General features: G+C 57.1%; 22 protein-coding genes and 1 tRNA gene. 15 read left to right on the plus strand and 8 right to left on the minus strand.

Going from position 1 to position 25241, the window contains the following annotated elements:
• Window position 1: 1 nt before the first annotated feature.
• The gene (locus tag A3224_RS03725; RefSeq protein ID WP_269454580.1) at window positions 2-3178 is read right to left on the minus strand and encodes an efflux RND transporter permease subunit; all 3177 of its coding nucleotides are present in this window, start codon (window positions 3176-3178) and stop codon (window positions 2-4) included.
• A gap of 6 nt (window positions 3179-3184) precedes the next feature.
• Window positions 3185-4303 carry an efflux RND transporter periplasmic adaptor subunit gene (locus tag A3224_RS03730; protein ID WP_067151674.1) on the minus strand — a complete coding sequence of 373 codons (1119 nt, stop codon included), beginning with the start codon at window positions 4301-4303 and terminating at the stop codon, window positions 3185-3187.
• Between the two features lie 116 nt (window positions 4304-4419).
• On the opposite strand from A3224_RS03730, the gene A3224_RS03735 reads away from it, so the two are divergent.
• Complete coding sequence (locus tag A3224_RS03735) at window positions 4420-5049, plus strand: TetR/AcrR family transcriptional regulator (protein ID WP_067151677.1); 630 nt, start codon at window positions 4420-4422, stop codon at window positions 5047-5049.
• A gap of 45 nt (window positions 5050-5094) precedes the next feature.
• On the opposite strand, the gene A3224_RS03740 is transcribed toward A3224_RS03735, so the two are convergent.
• From A3224_RS03740 to A3224_RS03755, 4 genes are all read right to left on the minus strand, one after another.
• On the minus strand, window positions 5095-5856 hold the full coding sequence (locus A3224_RS03740) for an ABC transporter permease (protein WP_067151680.1): 762 nt from the start codon (window positions 5854-5856) through the stop codon (window positions 5095-5097).
• Window positions 5853-6818 (minus strand): ABC transporter ATP-binding protein, encoded by a 966-nt coding sequence (locus A3224_RS03745; protein ID WP_067157387.1) that lies wholly within the window; start codon window positions 6816-6818, stop codon window positions 5853-5855. Before A3224_RS03745 ends, A3224_RS03740 begins: the two co-directional genes overlap by 4 nt.
• 370 nt (window positions 6819-7188) lie before the next feature.
• Window positions 7189-8412 (minus strand): MFS transporter, encoded by a 1224-nt coding sequence (locus A3224_RS03750; protein ID WP_067151682.1) that lies wholly within the window; start codon window positions 8410-8412, stop codon window positions 7189-7191.
• A complete protein-coding gene (locus tag A3224_RS03755; protein ID WP_067151685.1) occupies window positions 8409-8948 on the minus strand; it encodes an NADPH-dependent FMN reductase in 540 nt (179 codons plus the stop codon). Before A3224_RS03755 ends, A3224_RS03750 begins: the two co-directional genes overlap by 4 nt.
• Window positions 8949-9110: 162 nt before the next feature.
• On the opposite strand from A3224_RS03755, the gene soxR reads away from it, so the two are divergent.
• Window positions 9111-9548, plus strand: coding sequence for a redox-sensitive transcriptional activator SoxR (gene soxR / locus A3224_RS03760; protein ID WP_269454581.1), 438 nt, complete (start codon window positions 9111-9113; stop codon window positions 9546-9548).
• Window position 9549: 1 nt separating this feature from the next.
• Here the strand turns inward: soxR and A3224_RS03765 are convergent, their stop codons facing one another.
• Complete coding sequence (locus tag A3224_RS03765) at window positions 9550-9969, minus strand: VOC family protein (protein ID WP_067151688.1); 420 nt, start codon at window positions 9967-9969, stop codon at window positions 9550-9552.
• Between the two features lie 659 nt (window positions 9970-10628).
• Between A3224_RS03765 and A3224_RS03770 the strand changes: the two genes are divergently transcribed.
• From A3224_RS03770 to A3224_RS03785, 4 genes are all read left to right on the plus strand, one after another.
• Complete coding sequence (locus tag A3224_RS03770) at window positions 10629-12176, plus strand: Re/Si-specific NAD(P)(+) transhydrogenase subunit alpha (protein WP_197463042.1); 1548 nt, start codon at window positions 10629-10631, stop codon at window positions 12174-12176.
• Window positions 12177-12191: 15 nt separating this feature from the next.
• The gene (gene pntB, locus A3224_RS03775; protein WP_067151703.1) at window positions 12192-13610 is read left to right on the plus strand and encodes a Re/Si-specific NAD(P)(+) transhydrogenase subunit beta; all 1419 of its coding nucleotides are present in this window, start codon (window positions 12192-12194) and stop codon (window positions 13608-13610) included.
• Between the two features lie 100 nt (window positions 13611-13710).
• Complete coding sequence (locus A3224_RS03780; protein ID WP_067151706.1) at window positions 13711-15240, plus strand: S41 family peptidase; 1530 nt, start codon at window positions 13711-13713, stop codon at window positions 15238-15240.
• 4 nt (window positions 15241-15244) lie between these two features.
• Complete coding sequence (locus tag A3224_RS03785) at window positions 15245-15628, plus strand: hypothetical protein (protein WP_067151709.1); 384 nt, start codon at window positions 15245-15247, stop codon at window positions 15626-15628.
• 75 nt (window positions 15629-15703) lie between these two features.
• Here A3224_RS03785 and yhbY read toward each other — a convergent pair whose 3' ends face one another.
• Entirely contained in the window at window positions 15704-16006 is a 303-nt protein-coding gene (yhbY, locus tag A3224_RS03790; protein ID WP_067151712.1) for a ribosome assembly RNA-binding protein YhbY, read from the minus strand.
• Window positions 16007-16128: 122 nt separating this feature from the next.
• Here yhbY and rlmE point away from each other — a divergent pair, with 122 nt between their 5' ends.
• The 9 genes from rlmE (at window position 16129) to A3224_RS03835 (ending at window position 25241) form a co-directional block, all read left to right on the plus strand.
• A complete protein-coding gene (rlmE, locus tag A3224_RS03795) occupies window positions 16129-16749 on the plus strand; it encodes a 23S rRNA (uridine(2552)-2'-O)-methyltransferase RlmE (RefSeq protein ID WP_067151715.1) in 621 nt (206 codons plus the stop codon).
• A 164-nt stretch (window positions 16750-16913) separates the two neighbouring features.
• A complete protein-coding gene (gene ftsH / locus A3224_RS03800) occupies window positions 16914-18815 on the plus strand; it encodes an ATP-dependent zinc metalloprotease FtsH (RefSeq protein WP_067151718.1) in 1902 nt (633 codons plus the stop codon).
• Between the two features lie 101 nt (window positions 18816-18916).
• Window positions 18917-19771 carry a dihydropteroate synthase gene (gene folP / locus A3224_RS03805; RefSeq protein ID WP_067151721.1) on the plus strand — a complete coding sequence of 285 codons (855 nt, stop codon included), beginning with the start codon at window positions 18917-18919 and terminating at the stop codon, window positions 19769-19771.
• Between the two features lie 124 nt (window positions 19772-19895).
• Window positions 19896-21248, plus strand: coding sequence for a phosphoglucosamine mutase (gene glmM, locus A3224_RS03810; protein ID WP_067151724.1), 1353 nt, complete (start codon window positions 19896-19898; stop codon window positions 21246-21248).
• Window positions 21249-21410: 162 nt separating this feature from the next.
• Window positions 21411-22139, plus strand: a complete 729-nt coding sequence (gene tpiA, locus A3224_RS03815) for a triose-phosphate isomerase (protein WP_067151726.1) — start codon at window positions 21411-21413, stop codon at window positions 22137-22139.
• Between the two features lie 67 nt (window positions 22140-22206).
• Window positions 22207-22632, plus strand: coding sequence for a preprotein translocase subunit SecG (gene secG, locus A3224_RS03820; protein WP_067151729.1), 426 nt, complete (start codon window positions 22207-22209; stop codon window positions 22630-22632).
• A 16-nt stretch (window positions 22633-22648) separates the two neighbouring features.
• Window positions 22649-22734: transfer RNA gene (locus A3224_RS03825), tRNA-Leu, on the plus strand.
• A gap of 813 nt (window positions 22735-23547) precedes the next feature.
• Window positions 23548-24093, plus strand: a complete 546-nt coding sequence (locus A3224_RS03830) for a hypothetical protein (protein WP_067151732.1) — start codon at window positions 23548-23550, stop codon at window positions 24091-24093.
• 641 nt (window positions 24094-24734) lie between these two features.
• The gene (locus tag A3224_RS03835; protein ID WP_067157393.1) at window positions 24735-25241 is read left to right on the plus strand and encodes a hypothetical protein; all 507 of its coding nucleotides are present in this window, start codon (window positions 24735-24737) and stop codon (window positions 25239-25241) included.

Below are 25241 nucleotides of genomic sequence, written 5' to 3' on the forward strand. Positions count from 1 at the left end.
GCTACAAGTCTTCCTCCGTTTTGATCCAGCGGTTCAGCGCTGGAAGAAGTGAGCAGCGGCGCCGCCCTGCGGCCGTTTCTCCCTCCCGCACTCGGTACCAGGCTGCGTAGAGTGCCGGAAGAAACAGTAGCGTCAACGCCGTGGCCACGATCAGACCGCCCATAATCGCTACCGCCATGGGTCCGAAGAAGTCGCTGCGCGACAGTGGGATCATCGCCAGTACCGCGGTCAGTGCAGTCAGCACGATCGGGCGGAAGCGGCGCACGGTGGATTCGATAATGGCATCCCAGGGCGTCAGGCCCTGTGCGATATCCTGCTGAATTTGGTCGATCAGTATTACCGAGTTGCGCATAATCATGCCCGCCAGGGCGATGGTACCGAGCATGGCGACAAAGCCGAATGGCTGGCCGAACAGCAGTAGAAACAGGGTGACGCCGATAATGCCCAGGGGCGCAGTCAGGAACACCATGGTGGACAGGGAAAAGCTGCGCAGTTGCAGCATCAACAGGGTAAATACCACCAGTAGAAACAGCGGCATACCGGCGTTGACGGATTTCTGGCCCCGTGCGGATTCCTCTACGCTGCCGCCGATTTCCAGCAGATAACCGGGCGGCAGCTGTGCGCGGATATCCGCGAGGCGCGGCCAGACCTCTTTAACCACTGTCGCCGGCTGTGTATCAGTGTAGATATCTGCGCGCACGGTCACTGTTGGAAGCCGGTTGCGGTGCCAGATAATGCCCTCTTCAAAGCCGTATTCCAGGTCCGCAAGTTGATTCAAGGGCACTGAGTTTCCGCTGTCAGTCTGTACCGCCAGATTGCCTATTTGACCGAGAGCGTGACGGTTTTGGTCATCGCCGCGCACCTGCACATCGATCAGTTCGTTGTCTTCCCGGTACTGGCTGACGGGAATACCAGTAAGCGAGCTTTGCAGAGCGCGGGACAGGGCGGCGGAGCTGACGCCCAAAGTACGCGCGCGGGCCTGATCGATGTTTAGTTGTATCGACTTGTTCGGTTCTTCCCAGTCCAGGTGGACATTGGTTACCGCTGGGTTTTCCCGCAGCTTGTCCGCTACCGCACGGGCGATTTCGCGCACCCGTGGAATATGCTCTCCAGACACGCGGAACTGTACCGGATAACCTACTGGAGGACCGTTTTCCAATCTTGATACCCGCGAGCGAAGGGTGGGAAATTGTTCGCGCAGGGTATCGATCAGCCAGCTGCGCACGGCTTCCCGTTCTTCGATCGAGCGGGTCAGCACCACAAACTGCGCGAAACTTGCCGCTGGCAGCTGTTGGTCTAGCGGTAGGTAGAAGCGCGGCGATCCTGTCCCCACATAGGCCACGTAATTTTCGATCAGAGCGTTTTGCGCGAGCATTTTTTCCAGACGTCGTGCCTGATATTCGGTGGACTGCAGCGAGGCGCCCTCGGCGAGCTTCAGATCCACCATCAGTTCGAGGCGAGCGGAGGCGGGGAAAAATTGCTGTGGTACCAGGCGAAATAGCACGACTGACGCGGCGAAAATTGCCAGGGTTAAAAATATGACGGTTTTCCGGTAGCGCAGGCACCAGGTCACTAGTTTGCGGAAGCGCAGATAAAAAGGTTTCGCGTAAGGATCTTGTACCTGCCCGCTGCTATCTCTCCTGACGAGATTGGGGAGCAATTTATCGCCGAGGAAGGGCACAAAGACCACTGCGGCCACCCAGGAGGCCAACAAAGACAGAGTAACCACCTGAAAAATGGAACGGGTGTATTCACCGGTGCTTGATTGTGCGGTGGCAATCGGCAGAAAACCGGCGGCGGTGATCAGCGTCCCGGTCAGCATCGGGAAGGCGGTGCTGGTCCAGGCGAAGCCGGCGGCTTTTAGTCTGGAAAGGCCTTGCTCCATTTTGATTGCCATCATTTCCACCGCGATGATGGCGTCGTCCACCATTAATCCCAGTGCCAGAACCAGTGATCCCAGGGATATTTTGTGCAGACCTATGCCGAAATAATTCATCAGCGCGAATGTCATTGCCAACACCAGGGGGATCGAGAGCGCCACCACTAAGCCCGTGCGCGTACCGAGGGAGAAAAAACTGACCAGCAGCACTATCGCCAGTGCCTCCAGCAACACCCGAACAAATTCACCCACGCTGCGTTTGACCGCCGCCGGCTGGTCCGAGACCTTGTGCAGCTCCAGCCCTAGCGGTAGATCCCGCTGCAGCTCGGTGAAGGCGGCGTCGAGATTTTCACCCAGCTTGAGGATATCTCCGCCGGTCTTCATGGATACTGCGATGCCGATGGCATCCTCGCCCATAAAGCGCATGCGCGGTTGCGGTGGATCACTGAAACCGCGCCTCACTTGCGCGATATCTCCGAGCATCTGGGTGCGGCCACCTGCGCTGATTGGAAAGCGGCGGATCTCCTCTACCGAGTTGAATTGGCCGCTGATACGGATGCGAATCCGTTCGCTGCTGGTGTCCACAAAACCCGCATCTGCCACTGTGTTTTGTGCTTGTAGGGCATTTTGTACTGCGGAAAGAGGGATTCCGAGGGCGGCGAGTTTAGTGTTGGAGATTTCTATCCAGATTTTTTCATCCTGCAGGCCGATCAACTCCACTTTTCCCACGTCTTTCACTCGCTGCAGGGCCAGCTGTAAGCGTTCGGCGTAGTCTTTTTTCAGTGCGTAATCAAAGTCGGAGCCGGTCAGCGCGTAGATATTGCCGAAAGTGGTGCCGAACTCGTCATTGAAAAAAGGGCCGCTGATATCCGGCGGCAGGGTGTGGCGGATATCGCCGACTTTTTTCCGTACCTGATACCAGAGATCGGGAATTTCACTGGAGCGCATATCGTCGCGGGCGACGAACAAAACTTGGGATTGGCCCGGGCGGGAGAAGGAGGTGATGCGCTCGTAATCACCGGTCTCCATCAGTTTTTTCTCGATGCGCTCGGTGACTTGGCGGGATACTTCCACAGCGCTGGCGCCCGGCCACAGCGTATTGACCACCATGACCTTGAAGGTGAAAGGCGGGTCTTCGCTCTGGCCCAGCTGTGTGTAGGAGAGGGCACCCATCAGGCCGAGAATCAGCATGGCGTAAAGTACCAGTGGTCGGTTTCTCAGTGCCCATTCAGAGAGATTGAAGCGCATGGCGGTGGTTCCCGTCGCAGTTGCCTCCGCCCTGGGCGGGACGTCGGACAATATCGGTTATTCCTGATGTGCCAGTTTGCGGTCGAGATCGATGGGGCGGTTCATCCGGTCCACCGGGCGAATCCGCTGTCCCTCCCGCACCAGGTGAGTGCCGGCGGCCAACACCCACTCATCGGGGCCGAGTCCGCTCAATATCGGCACAGTTTCCTCGCCGTAGGGGCCGAGGGTTACCAGTCTTTTGTGCAGCGTCTGCTGCAGTGGGTCCAACACCCAGACGTAGGGCTGGCCGTTGTCGGCGGTGACTGCGGACAAGGGGACAGAGACGGTGCCGCTGGCGGCATCGCTGTCTACGAATACCCGGGCACTTTGCCCCAGTTCCGCGCCTACTTCGCGGTTGTCGAAGGCCACCCGCGCCTCGAAGGTGCGGGATGTGGTATCGGCGGCCGGGGATATTTCGCGGATGCGCGCCGGGAAAAAATTTCCGGGCCGGGACCAGAGTTCCACCGCCAGCACCTGGCCCACTTCGAAGTGGCCGATATCCTGCTCTGGCAGATCGATGCGTACTTCGCGGTCGCCATCCGCGGCCAGTGTGAAGACCGTCTGTCCGGCGGCCACCACCTGTCCTGATTCAGCCAGGCGCCGGGCGATAACACCATCTTGAGGGGCTTTTAATATCGCGTATTTGGCCTGGTTACGCGCCACATCCAGCTGTGCCTGTGCCTGCTCGAGTCGGGCGGCACTGGCCTCGAAGCGGCTTTCCACTGTGTCGAATTGGGAACGGCTGATTAGCTGCTTACTTAGCAGCTTTTGGTAGCGGGTCAGCTCGTTTTTGGCCAGACGGTGGTCCGCTTCAGCGGAAGAGAGCTGTGCGCGGGCGCTGTCCAGTTGCAGGTGCAGGTCTTTGGCGTCCAGCTCCGCCAGCGGCTGGCCCTTTTTGACTCTGTCTCCCACGTCCACAAGCCGCCGGCTGATTTTGCCGCCGATACGGAAAGAGAGTGCTGGCTCGTAGCGAGCGTGGATCTCGCCCGGGTAGATATCCCGCTGCGCTCCGGCGGTCTGCGGTTGCACCATCACCGCCGGGCGCGGTTTATCTTCTCCTTCCTTGGGATCTTGCGGTGTGCAAGCAGCCAGTGCCAGGCAAAACGGAAGCGCGGCGATCACAAGCGATCGGAACATAGTCAGAACCCTTCCCGAGTGCAAAGGCGTGAAAACGGGCGCCGGAGTGACCGGCAATGCTATACTGGCCAGTATAGTAAATTTAGTAAACTGTCGAGTCTAGTATTAGTAGATCCATGCCAGAACCGATTTCTGCCCCTGTGCCTCGGGGCCGCCCCAAGGACCCGGCCAAACGCCGGGCAATTCTCGAAGCGGCCAAGGGGCTGTTTTTGACCCAAGGCTTTGCCGGCACCAGTATGGATGCGGTGGCCTCCGCTGCGGGGGTGTCCAAGCTCACGGTCTACAGCCACTTTTCCGATAAGGAGACGCTCTTTACCGCGGCCATTGAGGCCAAGTGCGAAAATCAGATGCCGCTGCCGATCTTTGCTTTGGAGAATGGGGATTCGATTGAGCAGGTACTGACGCGGATAGGTACCGCTTTCTTGTCCCTGGTTGAGGGGGAGGACGCCATCAGCCTGATGCGCATTCTATGTGCGGAATCCTGCCGGGAGATGGCGCAGCTGTATTTGGAGGCAGGGCCCAGGCGCACTCTGAGTGAGATGGAGTCTCTACTCCGCAGGGCGGTGGCGCTGAAGTTGCTACGTGTGGAGAACCCGGCTGCGGCTGCGGATCAGTTCTTCGGTATGTTGATGGGATGTCGGCATATGCAGGTGCTGGTGGATAGTTGTGCACCGCCTAGCGAGTGTGAAATCCGCGAGCGGGTGGATGAGGTGGTGCAGGTTTTTCTGCGCGCCTATGGCCCCTGATTGAATGTGGGGCGGGTAGCGCGCCCGCCCCACAGGATCACTTCTTCAGGTTTTGATCCGGTATCCAGTACGGAAAATCCACCAGACCGCAGTCAGGCAAATCACTAAAAAGATCAATGTCATTCCCAGGCTGACAGCGACATTCACATCCGCCACGCCGTAGAAGGCCCAGCGAAAACCGCTGATCAGGTAGACCACCGGGTTGAAAAGCGTGATTGTGCGCCAGGGATCGGGCAGCATATCAATGGAGTAGAAGGCGCCGCCGAGAAAGGTCAGGGGGGTGATCACCATCAGCGGAATCACTTGCAGTTTCTGGAAGTCGTCCGCCCAGATACCGATGATAAAGCCGAACAGACTAAAGGTCACTGAGGTCAATATCAGGAAGGCGAGTAGCCAAAAGGGGTGGACGATTTCATAGTCGACGAAAAAGCGCGCGGTAACCAGAATCAAACCGCCGAGTATGATCGACTTGCTGGCCGCGGCGCCCACATAGCCGGCGACGATTTCGAAGGCCGATACCGGAGCTGACAATACTTCGTAGATAGTGCCGGAAAATTTCGGAAAGAAAATTCCGAATGAGGCGTTGGAAATACTCTCCGAGAGCAGTGACAGCATAATCAATCCGGGGATGATAAAGGCCCCGTAGCTGACGCCGTCTATCTCTCCCATGCGCGAGCCGATGGCGGCGCCGAAGACAATAAAGTACAGGGAAGTGGAGAGTACCGGGGAAGCGATACTTTGCATCAGGGTGCGCCAGGTGCGCGCCATTTCAAATTGGTAAATGGCTCGAATTCCGTACCAGTTCATCCCTGGGCCTCCTTGGTCAACTGTTCTTCTTTCTCTTTGCGTGCGCCCCGCACCAGACCGACGAAGATCTCCTCGAGGGAGCTCTCGCGTGTGTGCAGATCGCGAAACTCGATATTGGCCTCGTTGAGGCGGCGGAGAAATTCGGCAATGCCCGTATCGCTGCTTTTGATATCGAAGCGGTACACCAGCTGACTGCCGTTGGCGCTCAGGGTCAGAGGCAGATCGGCGAGGGATTCCGGCACCGCCTGCAAGGGTTCCGGCAGGTGCAGGCTCAGTTCCTTCTCTCCCATTTTTTGCATCAATGTGTTTTTTTCTTCGACCAAAACCAGCTCACCGCGGTTGATAACGCCGATTCGGTCGGCCATCTGTTCCGCCTCTTCGATATAGTGGGTGGTGAGGATAATAGTGACCCCTGACTCGCGCAGGCTGTGCACCATTTTCCACATGTCCTGGCGCAGTTCGACATCCACGCCAGCGGTGGGCTCATCCAGGAAGAGTATGCTGGGCTCGTGGGATAGGGCTTTGGCGATCATCACCCGGCGCTTCATGCCGCCGGACAAAGCCATGATCCTGCTGTCTTTCTTTTCCCACAGGGACAACTGGCGCAAGATTTTTTCAATATAGGCCGGGTTTGGGGCTTTGCCGAACAGGCCGCGGCTGAAGTTGACCGTGGTCCAGACACTTTCGAAAGAGTCCGTGGCCAGCTCCTGTGGCACCAAGCCGATCTCGCCGCGCGCGCGCCGGTAGTCGCGCTGGATGTCGAATCCCCCAGCCCGCACAGTGCCGCCGCTCGGGTTGACGATGCCGCAGATGATACTGATCAGTGTGGTCTTGCCGGCCCCGTTCGGTCCCAGCAACGCGAAAATTTCCCCGCGTTGAATCTCCAGGTCGATATTCTTAAGGGCGGTAAAACCACCGGCGTAGGTTTTGTTGAGGCCTTTGACGGAAATTATCGGTTCCACTGTTTCTCCTTCCCGAAAAATAAAATCCTTGGTCGGCTGGCCCGCGCTCCGATCGACAGGCGTAAGTGACAATTTTCCCGGCGATGCCGGACTCCGCATCGGTCTCTGATGCTGTCATAGTATCCCATACGGCGGGTGGTCCCGGCTGAAGTGTTTCCCGCAGCATGGTCGCGGCGCACGGCAATTGCTGACGGTCCCGTATCCTGTTTGCCGGTGAGTTTACTAAGCGTGAATTTTTCCAGGGTAGTCGGTTTCTCCAGCAAAATATCCCGAAAGTGTCCCGGCCTGTATCCATCAGTGCGCATGGATACTTTGGCCGGGTGGGAGGCGCGGGCAAGCCAATGCGCGCTTCCCCGCTGGCGTATGCTGGTTATTGCCTCAAAATTGGCCGGGATGGACTGCTGAAAAGAGGCCGCAGTGCGGCAGCGAGAGCAGCTGAAGCCGCAAGCAGGAGCAGCAGTCCGGCGGCGGCAAAGCAGCCGGAAAGTCCCAGGTAGTGGCTGCTCGGTTGGCTTGCGAGCGGCGACAGGAACTGGCCGGTAAATATGCTGGCGGTGAGTCCGCCGGATATGCGGCCGCGCATTTTCTGCGGCGCGAGTTGAATGGCGCCGGAAAAAAGATGTGGCATAAGCGACCCCATTCCGACGCCGAACACGCAGGTTGCCGCCAGGATTGCGGTCAAGGCATTCGCGGATGAGATCAAAAACATGCCGCTTGCCATAAAGATGAAACAAAAGGCGAATACGCCAGCGAATCCCAGTTTTGCACGGATGCGGTGATAGAGAAAGAGGGATGACAGTGCGCCCATCAGGTTGCCGCCGGCAATGGCCAAACCCGTGAGTCTCGGTTGTTCAACGCCGATCTCCCGTATCAAAAAGGGCAGCTGGGTCGGTATCAGATAAAAAGTCAGGCTGTTGAGTAGCCCTGTGGCAAAGATCGTCCCCAGCAGCAGGTAGGGTACAGTGTCCGAGGAAGGTGAAACCTCAACAGCGCGGGCTTTGTGTGTCGGCGCCTTAAGGTAGAGTAGCGCCGCCGGCAGCAGGATTAGGGCAACTCCGTAAATGGCGAAGGGGGCGCGCCAGTGCAGGTCTGCGAGCCACCCTCCGCCGATCAGAAACAGCACGCCGCCGAAACTGACAAAAGCGCTCTGCTGACTCATGTATTTTTCCCGCTCGCGGCCGCTGAAGTAATCCCCCACCAGTGCGGTTATGGAAGTCATGATCCCCGCAACTGATACCCCCAATAGCGCGCGACCGGCGAGAATGGCGGAGAGACTGTCGGCCACCAGGCCGGAAAGACCGGCCAGCCCGTAGAGCAGGACGGATACCATTAAAATTCCCATGCGCCCGAAACGGTCACAAATCGCACCCGCCACCGGGGCGCAGAGAGCGATAAACAGTGCCGGCAGGGTCAACACCAGCCGGCTCAGCAACTGGCTGTCCGCATGATTGGCAAAGTGGGCCTGCAGTGCCGGGAGGGAAGGCGCTATGGTCGCTCCGGACATAATTGTCAGCGCCGCCAGGCACAGGAGCGTGGCGCGGCGCAGCGGGGAGACCGGCGGCACCTCACCCGCGGGCGGGGGCACAAAGCTCATGCAAGGATCTCCTCATAGGGGGTTTCCTCGCGGGCTTTGCGCAGGGCCAGGGCCCACCAGCGCAGGTGTGCCAGCATGCGCGCAAGGGATCTCTCCGCGCGTGCCGGTTCCCGCAGACAGCCGCTGTCATCGAACTGCTCCCAGGCGTTGATAAAACTGACGCTGTCCCGCAACGTCACTGTGTGCAGTTCCGCAAAAACCTGGCGCAGCTGCTCCACCGCGCGGGCACCGCCGGAAACGCCCCCGTAACTGACAAACCCCAGGGGTTTGGCTTGCCACTCCGCCTTGGCGGAATCGATGATGGCCTTGAGGGGGGCGGGATAGCCGTGGTTGTATTCCGGGGTGACGACGATAAAGGCATCGGCTGCGTCGAGGATTGTGTGGGTATCGGTGGCTTTGTCCGCGGGGTCGATAAAGCGCACGCGCTTGTAGCCGCTGCGCTCCAGTTGGCCCGCCAACCAGTTGACCACCGTGTCGCAGAAGCGACCTTCGCGGTCACTGCCATAGATAACAGCCAGATGAAGATTATTGCTCATAGTGACTTTTCCCGTGGTTGCAATCGAACGGCGCGCAGTGTAAAAGCTCAACTTAACTTGAGGTCAATGGCCGCCGATGCGCGGCTTTATGAATATTCACTATGGTGGAAATTGCGGCTGGCTATGAGTAAGTGTGGTGATAGATTGCACAGGGAATTGTCCGTGGGGGAAGTCGCGGCGCGCAGTGGGTTGGCGGTTTCCACCCTGCATTTTTATGAAAGCAAGGGGCTGATTAGCAGCTGGCGCACCGCCGGTAATCAGCGGCGCTACTCTCGTGATGTTTTGCGGCGGGTGGGGATTATCAAGGTGGCGCAGAGCACCGGTATTCCGCTTGCGGAGATACGCGCGGCGCTGGATACCCTGCCGAATGGCCGCACGCCCAATGCGAAAGACTGGGCGAGGCTGTCGGCGCGCTGGTGCGAGGATCTCGACAGGCGTATCGAGCAGCTGACATTGCTGCGCAACCGGCTGGAGGAGTGTATCGGTTGCGGCTGCCTGTCGATGGATAGTTGCCCGTTGCGCAACCCGGGCGATGTTGCGGCGGAGGAGGGCAGTGGTCCCCAGTATTTGGATGTCGGCCGGTGGGCCCGGCGCGAATGAATCAGCGTTTCCCTTGGGGCCAAGGTGGCCCCTTCAATTCCACCACATTGTTTTCCGGGTCGGAGATATAAATCGAAGGGCCTTCCCCCTCGGCTCCGTAACGGGATTCCACGGGGCCTGCGTCCACGCCATTGTCGCGTAGGTAGGTGGTGATTTCCTCGGCGTTAAAGGGATCTATACGCAGGCAAAGATGGTCCAGGTTACGCCCCTCTGCACCAGGTGCGGCACCGCCGGCGCGCCCCAGTTTCTGATCGACGGGGATCAGGTCGATCAGGCTGCTGCCCGCGCGCAATTGGTACAGGCCGATTTCTTTTTGCGCGCGCTCCACAGTACAGCCGAGAATGTTCGTGTAGAAATCCAGCATCGGTTGCAGTTCTTTTATACGCAGCACGATATGATCGATCTGTTGAATTTTCAGCATCGTTTTTATCGAAAATTTCTGGAATAAGGAGCCGCCGATAAATGCGCCTCCAAAGTTGCGCGCTACACTGTATTCGGCGGCTTATTGGCACATCCTATCACCTGAGCTTTATGTTTGCCTGCGAAATACTGGAGTGTCTCGGCAGCGAATTGCTTGGCGCTTCTCTAAGGAACCTCTGATTAATTCGCGTGGACACTATGGTAGCTTCCGGGGCGCTCAGGCAATAGGGCGGACATTTCGAAAACGCACGAGTACTTCCTTGCAGCTCCGACGGATACATCCCTGTATCCGACGGTTTCGAAATGCCCGTCCTATCACCTGAGCTTCACATCCGCCCCCGAAGCGCCTCTGCCACCAGAAAGTGACTTAATCAGAGGTTCCCTAATTTTCGTAGGGGCTGTCTACACCCTATTTGTCTGTGCAAAAAATTAGACAAGTGGTTTCTTTTGCAACGTTCTTGCCGTAAAAAACATCGATTATTTCAGGCTAAGAACGTTATAGAAGAACTTAATCGCTGCTACCGCCCTCCGCCTCTTTTCATCTTGCGTCAGCAGGTTTACACTCGGCTTTCTTACCAATTGGTCAGACCAAAAGTAACAGAGGTAACTATAGCGGTAGATTAGTTATCCAAATAACAGCAATTGTGAGGGAGCATAGCGGTGATCATAGCCATTCCAAGAGAGACCGCACCAGGGGAGGCGCGTGTAGCGGCGACGCCTCAAAGTGTAAAGCGTTTGCGCGAACTGGGTTTTTCCGTCGTGGTGGAAAAGGGCGCCGGTACACGGGCCTCTTTTACTGATGAGGCCTATATAGAGGCCGGCGCCGAAGTTCGCGAGGATATCAAACAGTGTCTGGAGGGTGCCGGTTTGGTGCTTAAGGTTCAGGCACCTACGGACGAAGAACTGGCGCTGATTCCAGAAGGCGCAACCCTGGTCGCTTTTCTTAAACCGGCGCAGAACGCGGAGCTGCTGCAGAAACTGGCCGATAAAAAAATCAATGCTCTGGCTGTGGAATCCATTCCGAGGATTTCCCGCGCGCAGAAGATGGACGCGCTCAGCTCCATGGCCAATATTGCCGGCTACCGCGCGGTCATCGAGGCGGCACACAACTTCGGTCGCTTCTTTACCGGGCAGATTACCGCCGCTGGCAGGATACCGCCGGCCAAGGTCTTGGTAATCGGTGCCGGTGTTGCCGGCCTGTCCGCGATCGGCACTGCCAAGAGCATGGGCGCCGTAGTGCGTGCTTTTGACACCCGCGCCGAGGTGCGCGAGCAGGTGGAATCCATGGGTGCCGAGTTCCTCACTGTGGATATCGAGGAAGAGGGTTCGGGTACTGGCGGCTACGCCAAGGAAATGTCCAAGGAGTTTATCGAAGCGGAAATGGCGCTTTTCCGCGAACAGGCAAAGGAAGTGGATATCGTCATTACCACCGCGCTGATTCCCGGCAAGCCCGCGCCCAAACTGTGGCTCGCCGATATGGTCGACAGTATGGCCGAGGGCTCAGTGGTGGTGGATTTGGCTGCTGAGATGGGCGGCAACTGCGATTACACCGTGGCCGATGAGAAGGTCGTCAAAAACGGTGTGACCATTATCGGCTACACCAATTTGCCGAGCCGTGCCGCCACCCAATCCTCCAGTCTCTACGCTACTAACCTGGCGCACTTGCTGAGCGATCTCACCCCGGAAAAAAACGGCGAGATCAATATCAACTTTGACGACGAGGTTATTCGCGGTGCCACTGTGGTCAAGAGTGGTGAGATCACCTGGCCGCCGCCCCCGCCGAAAATTACCGCGCAGCCAAAACCGGTAGAAAAGAAACCTGAACCGCAGGTGGCAGTGGAGGCGGAAAAACCGAAGAAGAAATCGCCGCTTTCCATTCTGGCGTTCTGGGCGGTGGCCGGTGCCCTGCTACTGTGGCTTGGCCGCGTGGCGCCGGCGGAGTTTGTATCCCATTTCACCGTTTTTGTACTGTCGATTTTCGTCGGCTGGCAGGTGATCTGGAATGTGACCCACGCATTGCACACGCCGCTGATGAGTGTAACCAACGCGATCTCCGGTATCGTCATTGTCGGCGCGCTGTTACAGGTCGGCGCGACGGGTTCGTGGTTGGTGACACTGCTGGCGTTTGTCGGTGTTCTGGTGGCCAGTATCAATATCTTTGGTGGCTTTTTTGTCACCTATCGCATGCTGAAAATGTTCCGGCGCTAAGGGAGGAGAAAAGTGATGAACGGTATGATTTCCATGGCTTATCTCTTCTCCGCGGTGATGTTTATTCTCAGCCTCGGGGGCCTCTCCAGCCACGAAACCGCGCGGCGCGGCAACCTATACGGCATGGTGGGGATGATTGTGGCCATCGGGGCCACTGTGGCCGGTATCGCCGCTGGCGCTTATTGGCTGGTGGCCATCGCCATGGCGGTGGGAGCGGTAATTGGCCTCACACTGGCCAAGCGCGTGGCCATGACACAGATGCCGCAGATGGTGGCGTTGCTGCACAGTTTTGTCGGGCTGGCCGCGGTGCTGATCGGTTGGGGCGGCTTTCTGGATCCGCGGGTATCCCTGACTGGCGCCGCGCACTTGGTACATAACACCGAGATCTATCTGGGAATCTTTATCGGGGCAATTACACTGACCGGTTCTCTGGTGGCTTTCGGGAAATTGCAGGGATTGATTTCCGGCAAGCCGTTGATGCTGCCCGCGCGCCACTGGCTGAATCTGGCCGCGATTCTCGCCTGTGTGGTCTTGGGTGCACTGTTTATTCCCTCTGATCTCAATCCGGGCACGGTGATCAATCTGTTGATCATGACCTCCATTGCCCTGCTGCTCGGCATCCACCTGATTGCGGCGATCGGCGGCGCCGATATGCCAGTGGTGATCTCGATGCTGAACAGCTACTCCGGATGGGCGGCCGCGGCCACCGGCTTTATGCTCAGCAATGATCTGTTGATTGTGGTTGGCGCTCTGGTCGGCTCCTCCGGTGCCATCCTCAGTTACATCATGTGTCGCGGCATGAACCGCTCTTTTATCAGCGTAATTTTGGGCGGTTTTGGCTCCGATGGTGGCGAAGTGGCCGAGGGCGAGATAGAAGGCGAGGCAGTGGCGACCAGTTACGACGAACTGGCAGCGGACCTGGAAAGCGCGCGGAGCGTCATCATAGTGCCCGGTTTTGGTATGGCCGTGGCCCACGCGCAGCAGGCGGTCAGCGATCTGACCGACAGGCTGCGCAAGCAGGGCAAGACAGTGCGTTTCGGTATACACCCGGTGGCGGGCCGTCTGCCCGGGCACATGAATGTACTGCTGGCGGAGGCCAACGTGCCCTACGATATCGTTCTGGAAATGGAAGAAATCAACGATGACTTCCCCGATACCGATCTGGTGCTGGTAATCGGAGCCAACGATACCGTTAACCCGGACGCAGTGGAAAAGCCCGGATCTCCTATCGCCGGCATGCCGGTATTGGAGGTGTGGAAGGCCGGCAAGGTGGTGATCCTGAAACGCTCCATGGCTTCCGGTTACGCGGGCGTCGCCAACCCGCTGTTTTACAAGGAAAATGCGCGCATGTTGTTCGGTGATGCCAAGGAGAGCCTGCAGGCCGTGCTGGCAAAACTGAGCAAGGCCGGACAGCCGGTTGCGGCTGAGGCGTAGTTCACAGATCACACCAAGCCACATGTGTTCTGTCGAACAAAACCGTTGGCGGTGATAACCTCTTTGGCTCCAATAACATATAAAACAAGGAGCTTGTTGTATGGGGGGTACCCGCCGACATCTATTTATATGCGTTTTCCTCACCCTCAGTGCGATCCAGCTCTCCGCCTGTAGTAGCGGCGGAGGCGGTGGGGATGACGCAGGGCATGATGACCAGCCCTCCGCTTGGCAGCCAGGTGTTTTCTTGCCGTCGGATGAGTTCGCCAACCAGTGCAGTTCGGCACTGTGGGAAAACAATTGGCTGCGTTCATGGAGTCACGAGACTTATCTCTGGTACGACGAGATAGAAGATCGGGACCCGGCTGGCTATGCAGATCCCACCGAGTATTTTGCGCTGCTTAAAACCGAGGGGTATACACCTTCCGGCAGCAAAAAAGACAATTTCCATTACTCAATGCCTACGGCCGAATGGAACCAGCAATCCGAGTCTGGCGTCTCTGTGGGGTACGGCTTTCAATGGGCGGTGTTCAACAGCAACCCCGAGCAGGTGTATGCCGCTTATAGCGACAGTGAAGAGTGGCCCGCCGAGGTGGCGCGGGGTATGCGCGTGGTACGTATTGGCGATGTCTATATGTCGCAGGTGAGTTCCCAGGCGGATATCGACTTTATCAACAATGCCCTCTGGCCATCCGCCGCGGGGGACACTCACGAATTTGAATTCGAACGCGGGGACGGGACGCTTTATACCGTCGAACTGACAGCGGCCAATGTAGTGTCAGACCCAGTGCCTAAGGTAGATGTGCTTGAAGGCTCCGGCGGTGAGCGGGTGGGCTATCTGCTGTTCAACGATCATATCGGCACTGCGGAGAAAGCGCTGCGCGATGCGGTCACGCAATTGCGGCAACAAAGCATAGACGAGTTGGTACTGGATCTGCGTTACAACGGTGGCGGATATCTGGCCATCGCCAGTCAGCTCGCCTATATGATCGCGGGGCCCGAGCGCACCGAGGGCAAAACTTTTGAACTGATGCAGTTCAACGACCAGCATCCCACCCACGACCCGGTTACCGGTGAGCCGCTGGAGCCGATTCCCTTTATTGATGTGACTCTGGGCGAGTGGGAACTGCCGGGCAATCAGTCGCTGCCGAGCCTGAACCTGGAGCGGGTTTTTGTGCTCGCCGGCCCCAATACCTGTTCTGCCAGCGAGGCGATTATCAACAGTCTGCGCGGCGTGAATGTGAAAGTGGTGTTAATCGGCTCTCAGACCTGCGGCAAGCCCTATGGCTTTTATCCCACCGATAACTGTGGCACCACTTGGTTTACTATCCAGTTCAAGGGGGTCAACGACAAGGGCTTCGGTGAATACTCCGACGGTTTCGCGCCGAGTAGTTATGACGATGGCTATGCACTGGTGAAGGGCTGTGAGGTTGCCGACGACTTCTCACATCCCCTGGGCGACGAGAACGAAGGCCGCCTAGCAGTGGCGCTGAACTATATTGCCGATGGTCAGTGTGAAACCTCCGCCGCTGCGGGCTTTGTCGCCCAGCCGCAATTGGGCGTGATGTTCTCGGACGGCAAGGTGGTCAAATCCGCTTGGCGGCAAAACCGTATTGTGACCCTTGGTAGGTGAGTCTATGAAAAAAGCCAATTGGGCAATTTTGCCGCTGGTGTTATCGCTCGGCGCCTGTAGCTCGCCCCCAGCGGTGGGTGACGATACGCCCGCGCTCCTGGCCGCCGCCACGCCGGAGGCTCGCGAAGAGCTGCAGCGCCTGGTCAGTGAGGCATTGGGCGGTGCCGATGTGGTCCTGTCGAAAGAGGTGTTGACGCGGGAGAGTGCGCTCATTATCGAGCGCAATCCTCCGCAAGACTTGCGTCAACGCCCTTTGCAGGGGCGTAATCTGGAGTCACCGGAAAAATTCCGCCTATTGCTTAGCGGCGGCAGATGTTGGCTTGAGCGGGCAAAGAATGGGCAGCGTTGGGAACTGCTGAAAGCGGAGTGTGTGCCTGCCTCGGGCTGAAAGTCGCCCGGCTTCGCCGTCTCCCAGTGGCGTCAGTCTAGGCGCGAGCTGGGAAGCGGCGGGGGAGGCAATCAGTCAACGCAGCAGGTTGGACAGGCGAGGATCGGGCTTTTCCGCCTGGCGGTAGATCAGCGCTATTTTGCCGATTTCCTGCACCAACTCGGCGCCGCTCTGCTCGCAGAGCTGGCCGATAACCTGGTGGCGCAGTTCCCTGTCCGCGATCATCAGCTTGACCTTGATCAGTTCGTGGTCCTCCAGCGCCCGGTTCAGCTCCTCCATGACGCCCTCACTGAGTCCCTTGCCAGCGACGGTGACCACCGGTTTGAGATTGTGGCCCAGGCTGCGCAGGGCTTTTTTGCGGTCGGGGGTTAAAGGCATACAATACTCCGATATTCGATATCAATTGTAGGAGCGGCCCGGAGCTGTGATCTCACCGGTAACCGGTACTGATCACGGCCCCGGGCCGCCCCTATGAAAAAACTTAGGAAGTATTCTACCCGATGGGCCGATCCAAAAGCAGCCACCGCTGGTTGCGTGAACATTTTAATGACCAGTACGTCAAACAATCCCAGAAGGAGGGTTACCGCTCCCGCGCCAGCTACAAGCTGCTGGAACTGCAGAAAAAAGACCGGCTGTTCAAACCCGGTATGACCGTCGTGGACCTGGGAGCGGCACCGGGTGGCTGGTCCCAGGTGGCGGCGGAGCTGGTGGGGCACAAGGGCAGGGTACTGGCCTCTGACATTCTGCCGATGGATGCGCTGCCGGGCGTCGAGTTCGTGCAGGGGGATTTTACCGAGGAGTCGGTACTCAACCAGCTGCTGGATTGCCTCGGCGACGACAAGGCAGACCTTGTGATTTCGGATATGGCCCCCAATATGAGTGGAGTGCGCGATGTGGATCAGCCGGCCTCCATGTATCTGGTGGAACTAGCGGTGGATATGGCGCGCCAAGTACTGAAGCCCGGCGGCGTATTCGTTGCCAAGGTGTTCCAGGGCGAGGGGTTTGATCAGCTGATCCGAGACCTGCGCGGCAGCTACAACAGTGTTGTCACCCGTAAGCCCGATGCGTCCAGACCCCGCTCGCGCGAGGTCTATGTGGTGGCGCGGGGCTTCAAAGGCTGATAAAAACGCCAGTGTGGTATCCGGGTCATTTCTGACCAATGCCCCTGATATGGTATAAGCATGATCCGCGCCGCGGCATCTGTGCCGGGTCGCGGGGATTCCAGGCTAGACTGGTGTGAACGGATTTTGAGAGCGAAAGCGAGAGGGCTATCCCTTTGAATGACATGGCAAAAAACCTTGTACTGTGGTTAATCATCGCGGCGGTACTGCTGATGGTGTTCCAGAACTTTAAACCGCAGTCACGGGACGAGGCCCTCAGCTATTCCGACTTTGTCCAGGATGTGCAGTCGGGCCAGGTGAAGAGCGTGGTTGTGGACGGTCTGGTCATTACCGGTGAAAAGGCCGATGGCAGCCGCTTCAAGACCATACAGCCGCAGATCATTGATGATGAACTGACCAACGAGCTGGTGCGCAGCAATGTGCAGTTTGTCGGACGGGAGCCGGAATCTCCCAGCATCTGGCAGCAGCTGCTGGTGGCCAGCTTCCCGATTTTGATCATTATCGCGGTCTTTATGTTTTTCATGCGCCAGATGCAGGGCGGTGCCGGTGGTCGTTCCGGCCCTATGGCTTTCGGTAAAAGCAAGGCGCGCCTACTGGGCGAGGATCAGATCAAAACCACCTTTGCCGATGTGGCGGGTGTGGATGAGGCCAAGGAAGAAGTTCAGGAGCTGGTGGAGTTTCTGCGCGATCCATCCAAATTCCAGCGCCTGGGCGGCAATATTCCCCGCGGTGTGCTGATGTGTGGACCGCCCGGTACCGGTAAGACATTGCTCGCCAAAGCGATTGCCGGTGAGGCCAAAGTGCCCTTCTTCTCCATTTCCGGTTCCGATTTTGTGGAAATGTTTGTCGGCGTGGGTGCTTCCCGTGTCCGCGACATGTTCGAGCAAGCCAAGAAGCAAGCTCCTTGCATCATCTTTATTGACGAAATCGATGCTGTGGGTCGCCACCGGGGAGCCGGTGTTGGCGGAGGACACGACGAGCGCGAGCAAACCTTGAACCAATTGCTGGTGGAAATGGACGGTTTTGAGGGCAATGAGGGTGTCATCGTTATCGCCGCCACCAACCGTCCGGATGTGCTCGACAACGCGCTGCTGCGCCCGGGGCGCTTCGACCGCCAGGTGTTCGTCGGCCTGCCGGATATTCGCGGCCGCGAGCAGATTCTCAAGGTGCATATGCGCAAAGTGCCGCTGGATGACAAGGTAAATCCCCAGACGATCGCACGCGGCACCCCGGGTTTTTCCGGTGCGGACCTGGCCAACCTGGTCAATGAGGCGGCTCTCTTCGCCGCCCGCGCCAACAAGCGTGTGGTGACCATGGATGATTTCGAGCGCGCCCGCGACAAGATCATGATGGGTGCCGAGCGCAAATCCATGGTGATGAACGAGAAGGAGAAGGTGAATACCGCCTATCACGAGGCGGGGCACGCAATTGTTGGCCGGCTGATGCCGGAGCACGATCCGGTGCACAAAGTCACCATTATCCCCCGTGGCCGCGCCCTTGGCGTAACCCAGTTCCTGCCGGAGGAGGATAAGTACAGCCTGTCACGGAGGGCCATTGTCAGCCAGATCTGTTCTCTGTTTGGCGGCCGCATTGCCGAGGAAATGACGCTTGGGGCCGAGGGGATTACCACTGGTGCCTCCAACGATATTGAGAGGGCCACTCAGCTGGCACGCAATATGGTGACCAAGTGGGGGCTGTCAGAAAAACTGGGCCCGCTGCACTACGGCGAGGATGAGAGCGGTCAGCCAGGGCAGGGCAATCCCGTATCCGGCAAAACCTCCGCCGAGATAGATGCGGAAGTGCGCCGTATCATCGACGACTGCTACAGCCGTGCCAAGAAAATCCTGGAGGAGAACCGAGATATTCTTGAGGCGATGAAAGATGCTCTGATGGAATACGAAACGCTGGATGCGGAGCAAGTGGACGACTTGATGGCACGGCGCAAAGTGCGTCCGCCCCACGATTGGCACGACAGCGATTTCGGCTCCGGTGGTGGCAAGCCCAGCGGTGAAGCCGGTAGCGATGAGGCAGAAAAACCCATCGGCGGGCCGGTGTCCGGGCACTGATTACACCCTGGCTTCCAGAGTTTTGAGTAACAGCCCCTCTTCCGGTGACGGTGGAGGGGCTGAGTCGTTATTTCCCCAATACACACCGATAATAACTCCCCATGCAATTAGTCTGTGGCAAACATACCCTGGATCTGACCAACCCGGTCGTCATGGGCATTCTCAATACCACGCCCGATTCTTTTTCCGATGGTGGTAACTGCTACTCCGCCGGTTCACTGGACTTGGATCTTGCGCTGCGGCGTGCGGAGCAAATGTTGCGAGAAGGCGCGGCCATTATCGATGTCGGCGGTGAGTCCACCCGCCCGGGGGCGCTCCCTGTCGGCGAGCAAGAAGAATTGGATCGGGTGTTGCCGGTGGTTGAGGCCATCAACAACAGATTTGACGTGGTGATATCCGTAGACACCAGCACGCCCTCGGTAATGACGGCAGCGGCTGCCGCCGGTGCCGGATTAATCAATGATGTGCGCGCACTAGAGCGTCCCGGTGCACTCGAGGCTGCTGCCGCAAGCGGTCTGCCTGTATGTCTGATGCATATGCAGGGACAACCGGGAGATATGCAACTGGCGCCGCATTACGAAGATGTAGTGCGTGAGGTGGGTACTTACTTCAGTGCGCGAATGCGGGCCTGTGAGGCGGCGGGTATTCCCCGCGAGCGCGTGATTCTCGACCCGGGCTTTGGTTTTGGCAAAGACGACAATCATCACTTGGCGCTGATGCGCAATCTCGCGGCCCTGGCGCCGCCGGATGTCCCGCTGTTGGTGGGGGTGTCGCGCAAGTCGATGATCGGCCGGTTGTTGAACCGGGAGCTTCACGAACGCTTGCCCGGGAGCCTGGCCCTGGCCATGCTCGCCGCGGAGCGCGGAGCGAAGATACTGCGCGTGCATGATGTCGCCGCAACGGTGGACGTTCTGCGGATGTGGGCGATTGTCGAAGGTGGGGCACTTTCTTCCTGAATGCGGTGCGCCCGCTGCAGTGATCTCGTGCCCCCGGCAGAGTTTCCGCGGTGGCCGGGGGCGCTTTGAATCCGAACTTGTATAGACCGCCCCACCTTTTTGGGGCTGGTTTTAAGGAAAATAAATGACGAGACAATATTTTGGTACCGACGGCATACGCGGCCGTGTAGGTGAGGGAGTCATCACTCCGGACTTTATGCTGCGCCTCGGCTATGCCGCTGGCAAGGTGCTGGGGAAAATGGCCGGAGACAAGCGTTCTGGGCGCGCCAGCATCCTGATCGGCAAGGACACCCGTGTGTCCGGCTATATGTTCGAGGCGGCCCTGGAGGCCGGTTTAATCAACGCCGGTGTCGACGTCGGCCTCTTGGGGCCCATGCCCACGCCGGCAATCGCCTATTTGACGCGTACCTTTCACGCGCGCGCGGGTATTGTAATCAGCGCCTCGCACAATCCCTATCAGGACAACGGCATCAAGTTTTTCAACGCCGACGGTAGCAAGTTACCGGATCAGGTGGAGCAGGATATAGAAGCTGCACTGGAGCAGCCGATCATCACTGCCCCCAACCTTGGCAAAGCCTGGCGTATTGACGATGCTGCCGCCCGCTATATCGAATTCTGTAAAGCGTCCACCCCTTGGGGGTTTGCGCTAGACGGATTGAAAATCGTACTGGACTGCGCCAATGGTGCCACTTACCACATTGCGCCCAAGGTGTTCCGGGAACTGGGCGCCGAGGTGTCGGCTATCGGTGTCAGCCCCGATGGACTCAACATTAATCTGGAATGTGGCTCTACCAACCCTCGGCAGCTGCAAAAAGCCGTACTGGAAATGGGGGCAGACCTGGGTATCGCCTTCGACGGCGACGGCGATCGGGTACTGTTCGTCGACCGCGACGGCGAACTGATCGACGGCGATCAGTTGCTGTTTATTATTGCTCTGCACCGGCAGCAATATCTCGGTGGCTGTAACGGTGTGGTCGGTACTTTGATGAGCAACTACGGTTTTGAACTGGCTCTGCGCGAACGCAATATCCCCTTCGAGCGCGCCAAAGTGGGTGACCGCTATGTGTTGGAGAAAATGCAAGCCAACGGATGGTCGCTGGGCGGCGAATCCTCCGGCCATATCATCTGCGCTGACGCGACTACCACGGGTGACGGTATAGTGTCCGCGTTGCAGGTATTGCGCGCGGTGAGTGACTTTGGCGAGCCGCTGCAAAAACTCAAGCAGCGCATGAAAATGCTGCCCCAGCATATGATCAACGTGCGCCTGGCCCATCGAGACGGCGTTTTGGATCACGCTGACGTACGGGCTGCAGTCGGCGAAGCGGAACGCCAATTGGCGAACACTGGCCGCGTGTTGCTGCGTCCCTCCGGCACAGAGCCGTTGATCCGGGTGATGGTTGAAGGGCAGGATGCCGCACAGGTAGAGCAGCTGGCAAAGAAAATTTCCACTGTGGTGGAGCGAGTGGGGAACGCGTAAGATACGTGTTTAGGGCGCGGTTGGCTGGTGCTAGGCCTTGACTGGCGAAGCCTGCCATACCCTCGCTGACAGTAGGTGCGGTTGGATTTATCAATATCCATCATTTCGCATTTACATTCCCCGGCAATATCGCTAAGATTTGCGCCCCTTGAAGGAGCACACATGCGCATACCGCTGGTAGCAGCTAACTGGAAAATGAATGGCAGCCGCGAGTTTGCCGAGCAGTTTTTCTCGGCGCTCAACCTCGACGGCGCAAGTTGCGAAGTGGTGGTCTGCCCACCCTTCCCCTATCTGCCCCTGGTGGCGGAAAAAGCCGGGGAAATGGTGGCGCTGGGGGCGCAGAACCTCAGCGAAGAAGTCTCCGGGGCTTTTACCGGCGAAGTATCGGCTTCCATGTTACTGGACTGGGGTGTCCGCTACGCGATAGTGGGGCACTCGGAACGCCGCAGCCTCTATGGTGAAAGCAGCGAACAGGTAGCACGCAAGTTTGTTGCCGCACAAACTGCCGGCCTGACACCGATTCTCTGCGTGGGTGAATCCCGGCAAGAGCGGGAAGAAGGGCGCACGCTGGAGGTGATCGGTAGGCAGTTACAGGCGGTTGCGGAAGTAGCCGGTAGCGACGGCTGGAAGTGCTCGGTCATCGCCTATGAGCCGGTGTGGGCCATAGGTACCGGCGTGACAGCCACGCCGGAACAGGCCCAGGAAGTGCACCGTTTTATTCGCGGGCGCCTGGGCGATGCCGGTGCCACGGTGCGAATTTTGTATGGCGGCAGTGTGAAGGCGGATAATGCCGAGTCACTGTTCACCCAGGTGGACATCGACGGAGCTCTGGTGGGCGGAGCCTCGTTGAAGGCGGAAGAATTTGCCAAAATTTGCCGCGCGGCGGATTGACCTGGCCGGCGGAACCTAAGACACTGAATGGCGGGTTTGCGGAACCCAGACAGAGAGTTTCCATACAATGGAAAAATTGGTTTTAGTTGTACACATCCTGACCGCGCTCAGCATTATCGGCCTGATTCTGCTGCAGCAGGGCAAGGGTGCGGAGGCCGGCGCTTCTTTCGGTGCTGGCGCTTCGGCAACGGTTTTCGGCAGCCAGGGTAGCGGTAATTTCTTCTCCCGTCTTACCGCCATTATGGCTACGATATTTTTTGTCACCAGCCTCGGCTTGGCGGTACTGGCCAAGCAGAGTGCTGAAGCGAATATAGACGCGGACCTGCCTCAGGTGCCTCAGGCTATTGAGCAGCCGGGTGAGTTGCCGGAGCTTGAGAGTGATATCCCCAGTGATATTCCGCAGCTGGACGCGCAGCCGGAGGCCGATGAGCTTCCAGAAGTGCCGGAAGTGGAATCCGAGAAGGTTCCGGCCGAGAGTGAGGAACAGCAGTAACAGAATTTCAGTTTTTGCCCAGGTGGTGGAATTGGTAGACACGCTATCTTGAGGGGGTAGTGGCCTATGGTCGTGCGGGTTCAAGTCCCGCCCTGGGCACCATCACAAAGTGCCGGTTAATTTCGGCAACACTCTGAAGGCCCCGCTTTGCGGGGCTTTCGCGTATCTGGGGCTCGCTATTTCATTCTGCCCATTAGACTATTGTTTTCTGGTTGTTGCAGGTCCAGGGGGCGGGCACCACGGAGACAGCTGTAGCGCTAATATGAGTTAGTTGGAGGTAACCTAGGGAGCCTCTGGTTAATTCGTGTGAACACAATGGTAGGTTCCGAGGCGCTCAGGCAGCAGGACGGATATTTCGAAAACGCACAAGAGCTTCCCTGTAGCTCCGCCGGATACCGCCTTGTATCCGGTGGTTTCTATTGCCTGGGCTTCACATCCGCCGCCGAAGAGCTTCTGCCACCAGGAAATGAATTAATCAGAGGCTCTCTAGAAGTCAGCTGTCAGAGAAGCAATGCTTGCTGACCTGGCTCCCTTTTGTCTCGAAATGCTAAGAATGTTGCGGATATCAATGCGATCATCTTAGGGGCTCTAATGTATGTCCGCGATACTTGCAGATATTCTGTCAATGCAGAAGGTAGGCTGTATAAGCGATATTGTGTTTGTGCAACAAGCAGCAAATGTGATTTTGGGGCGTTGTTTTGTGGCAGAGTGTTTGTAGTAGGCTGGATTGTATCGTTGTTTCTGAAGAAGAGGCTGTGTACTGAGAGTGGGGCTATTGATTGCCAGGGATATTCGGCAATTTACTTTTCCCAAGAGGCTGGGTAAGTCTGGTAAAAAGCTGCTTATCTTTAGTCTTGGGGGGCTAATGACAGGTGAAAATAAAACCGTAATTACTGATTATAAGGAAAGGTTACTATGCGCAATTTGATCCTTATTGGGGTGCTTTTCTTTGTGTCCGCGAGTGCTGCTGCTAAAGAGTATTGGGCTTACAGCAAAGATGGCGTAAATCTTATCGTGGGAATTGGTGTTAGAGGGGGGGCAGTGGTAGTTGTGGATAACCACCTCGGCAAAGAGCCTATTCAGTTTGCGGCGAATCAGTTTAAATTTACGCTCGACAACGGAAGAGTGGAAAGTCCGTGCTGCGTTATTTTTAATCGTAAGGGGAAGCTGGACCTGGCTGTGGGGGCCGGCAGTGCTGCACATTATTATCTTTTAAATATGCCGCCGGCACTGGATCCTTTTGATCGGCAGCAGATTTTGTTGACCCTGAGGGGAGATGAAGATCCCTGGGTTGCTGTCCTTGGGGGAGTCGGTCTGAGTATGGAGGATGCGATAGCGAAGCTGGATCCGGTTAAATTTTATGCCAGCATCAAAGAAATTACTCTGGGTAGTAATATCAAATTCAAACGAATTAACGAAGACAAAGTAATAGAGATTCTGGCTCCTTTACGTGATCTTTAAGCAAAGCTAGGGCGCCCTGGAATCAACTGCAGTATTCATTCGAATTAACAGAGATTTCCAACACTCAGGATGACAGAGCGGCTCACAGCCCCTAGAGAGGCTGGGGGCGCGCTGAAAAAAGGGTGGTTGCATGGTTTTGGGGCACCTTTATGATATTGTTCATATTTTAGACCTGCCAAGATAAATACATGATCTTTCATTGCCGGAAGTATCGAGTTCGCCTACAGTATTTGGCGCCTTCCTGTGTGCAAAAGAGTTAAAAAGGCACATTTGATTTCGCGATGCTTCTGGTTTTAGTGCAGTGCACAATCGAAGTGTGACCCTGGTTAAAGGGCGCGTTTTGGGGCGAAGAGAGGTTTCGGCTTCGCTGCGAAGACACAGTGCTCCCAATCGCTTTTAAGGGGTGGTAGGTGTACACGGGACCAGGATCTGTAGTGTATCACGCGCTGCCTGTGCATATATCCTCTCCATTTGGAAACCGCTGTGTCTGGATGCCTGAGATTTGACCTGTCTCACATCTGGCTGTGCTTGGTTGCAATACAATCCTGCCCATTGAAACCTCCCTATTTCAGGTGTCCAAAGGCGGCCGCTAGCGGTCTCACCGGTGCTCATTGTTAGAGGTAGAATCAAAGGTGGGCAATATGATTAGAATTCTACAGTTAACAATATTGCTGCTTGTGTGTGCAGCAAATGCACAGGATGTGAGTCGCGAGGATATTCGCGGGCTTGATGAGCAGATTCAAGGCGTCAAAAAAGATGTAATAGATTTGACTGCCGAACTGACACAATTGGAAGAAAAGCTTCTCTTTCCATCCAATACGCAGGTCTCGTTTTTTGTTTCCCTGGCAGACCTTCAGCCTTTTGACTTAGAGGCTGTTGAGTTAAAGCTTAATAACGAGATAGTTGCCCATCATCTCTATACTTTTCGCGAAATTGAAGCGTTGCAAAAAGGTGGTGTACAGAAAATCTACACCGGCAATGTGCAGACAGGTAGTTACCCGTTGGAGGTAACTTTTATCGGCAAAGTTCAGTCGGGCAAGGAAGTGAAGGCCAGTGCCAGTTATCAGGTAGATAAGGAAGTGGGGCCGAAATTTGTCGAGATCAGGATTGCCGGCAACGAGTCCGCGATTAACTTCAAGGACTGGTAA

The organism is Microbulbifer thermotolerans (genome assembly GCF_001617625.1).
Lineage (GTDB): Bacteria > Pseudomonadota > Gammaproteobacteria > Pseudomonadales > Cellvibrionaceae > Microbulbifer > Microbulbifer thermotolerans.

Bases quoted from the DNA above. Each gene is read 5' to 3' on its own strand.
- A3224_RS03730 (WP_067151674.1), bottom strand. From the start codon at position 4,303: ATGTTCCGATCGCTTGTGATCGCCGCGCTTCCGTTTTGCCTGGCACTG.
- A3224_RS03735 (WP_067151677.1), top strand. From the start codon at position 4,420: ATGCCAGAACCGATTTCTGCCCCTGTGCCTCGGGGCCGCCCCAAGGAC.
- A3224_RS03740 (WP_067151680.1), bottom strand. From the start codon at position 5,856: ATGAACTGGTACGGAATTCGAGCCATTTACCAATTTGAAATGGCGCGC.
- A3224_RS03750 (WP_067151682.1), bottom strand. From the start codon at position 8,412: ATGAGCTTTGTGCCCCCGCCCGCGGGTGAGGTGCCGCCGGTCTCCCCG.
- A3224_RS03755 (WP_067151685.1), bottom strand. From the start codon at position 8,948: ATGAGCAATAATCTTCATCTGGCTGTTATCTATGGCAGTGACCGCGAA.
- A3224_RS03765 (WP_067151688.1), bottom strand. From the start codon at position 9,969: ATGCTGAAAATTCAACAGATCGATCATATCGTGCTGCGTATAAAAGAA.
- pntB (WP_067151703.1), top strand. From the start codon at position 12,192: ATGAACGGTATGATTTCCATGGCTTATCTCTTCTCCGCGGTGATGTTT.
- A3224_RS03780 (WP_067151706.1), top strand. From the start codon at position 13,711: ATGGGGGGTACCCGCCGACATCTATTTATATGCGTTTTCCTCACCCTC.
- A3224_RS03785 (WP_067151709.1), top strand. From the start codon at position 15,245: ATGAAAAAAGCCAATTGGGCAATTTTGCCGCTGGTGTTATCGCTCGGC.
- yhbY (WP_067151712.1), bottom strand. From the start codon at position 16,006: ATGCCTTTAACCCCCGACCGCAAAAAAGCCCTGCGCAGCCTGGGCCAC.
- rlmE (WP_067151715.1), top strand. From the start codon at position 16,129: ATGGGCCGATCCAAAAGCAGCCACCGCTGGTTGCGTGAACATTTTAAT.
- ftsH (WP_067151718.1), top strand. From the start codon at position 16,914: ATGGCAAAAAACCTTGTACTGTGGTTAATCATCGCGGCGGTACTGCTG.
- folP (WP_067151721.1), top strand. From the start codon at position 18,917: ATGCAATTAGTCTGTGGCAAACATACCCTGGATCTGACCAACCCGGTC.
- glmM (WP_067151724.1), top strand. From the start codon at position 19,896: ATGACGAGACAATATTTTGGTACCGACGGCATACGCGGCCGTGTAGGT.
- tpiA (WP_067151726.1), top strand. From the start codon at position 21,411: ATGCGCATACCGCTGGTAGCAGCTAACTGGAAAATGAATGGCAGCCGC.
- secG (WP_067151729.1), top strand. From the start codon at position 22,207: ATGGAAAAATTGGTTTTAGTTGTACACATCCTGACCGCGCTCAGCATT.
- A3224_RS03830 (WP_067151732.1), top strand. From the start codon at position 23,548: ATGCGCAATTTGATCCTTATTGGGGTGCTTTTCTTTGTGTCCGCGAGT.
- A3224_RS03835 (WP_067157393.1), top strand. From the start codon at position 24,735: ATGATTAGAATTCTACAGTTAACAATATTGCTGCTTGTGTGTGCAGCA.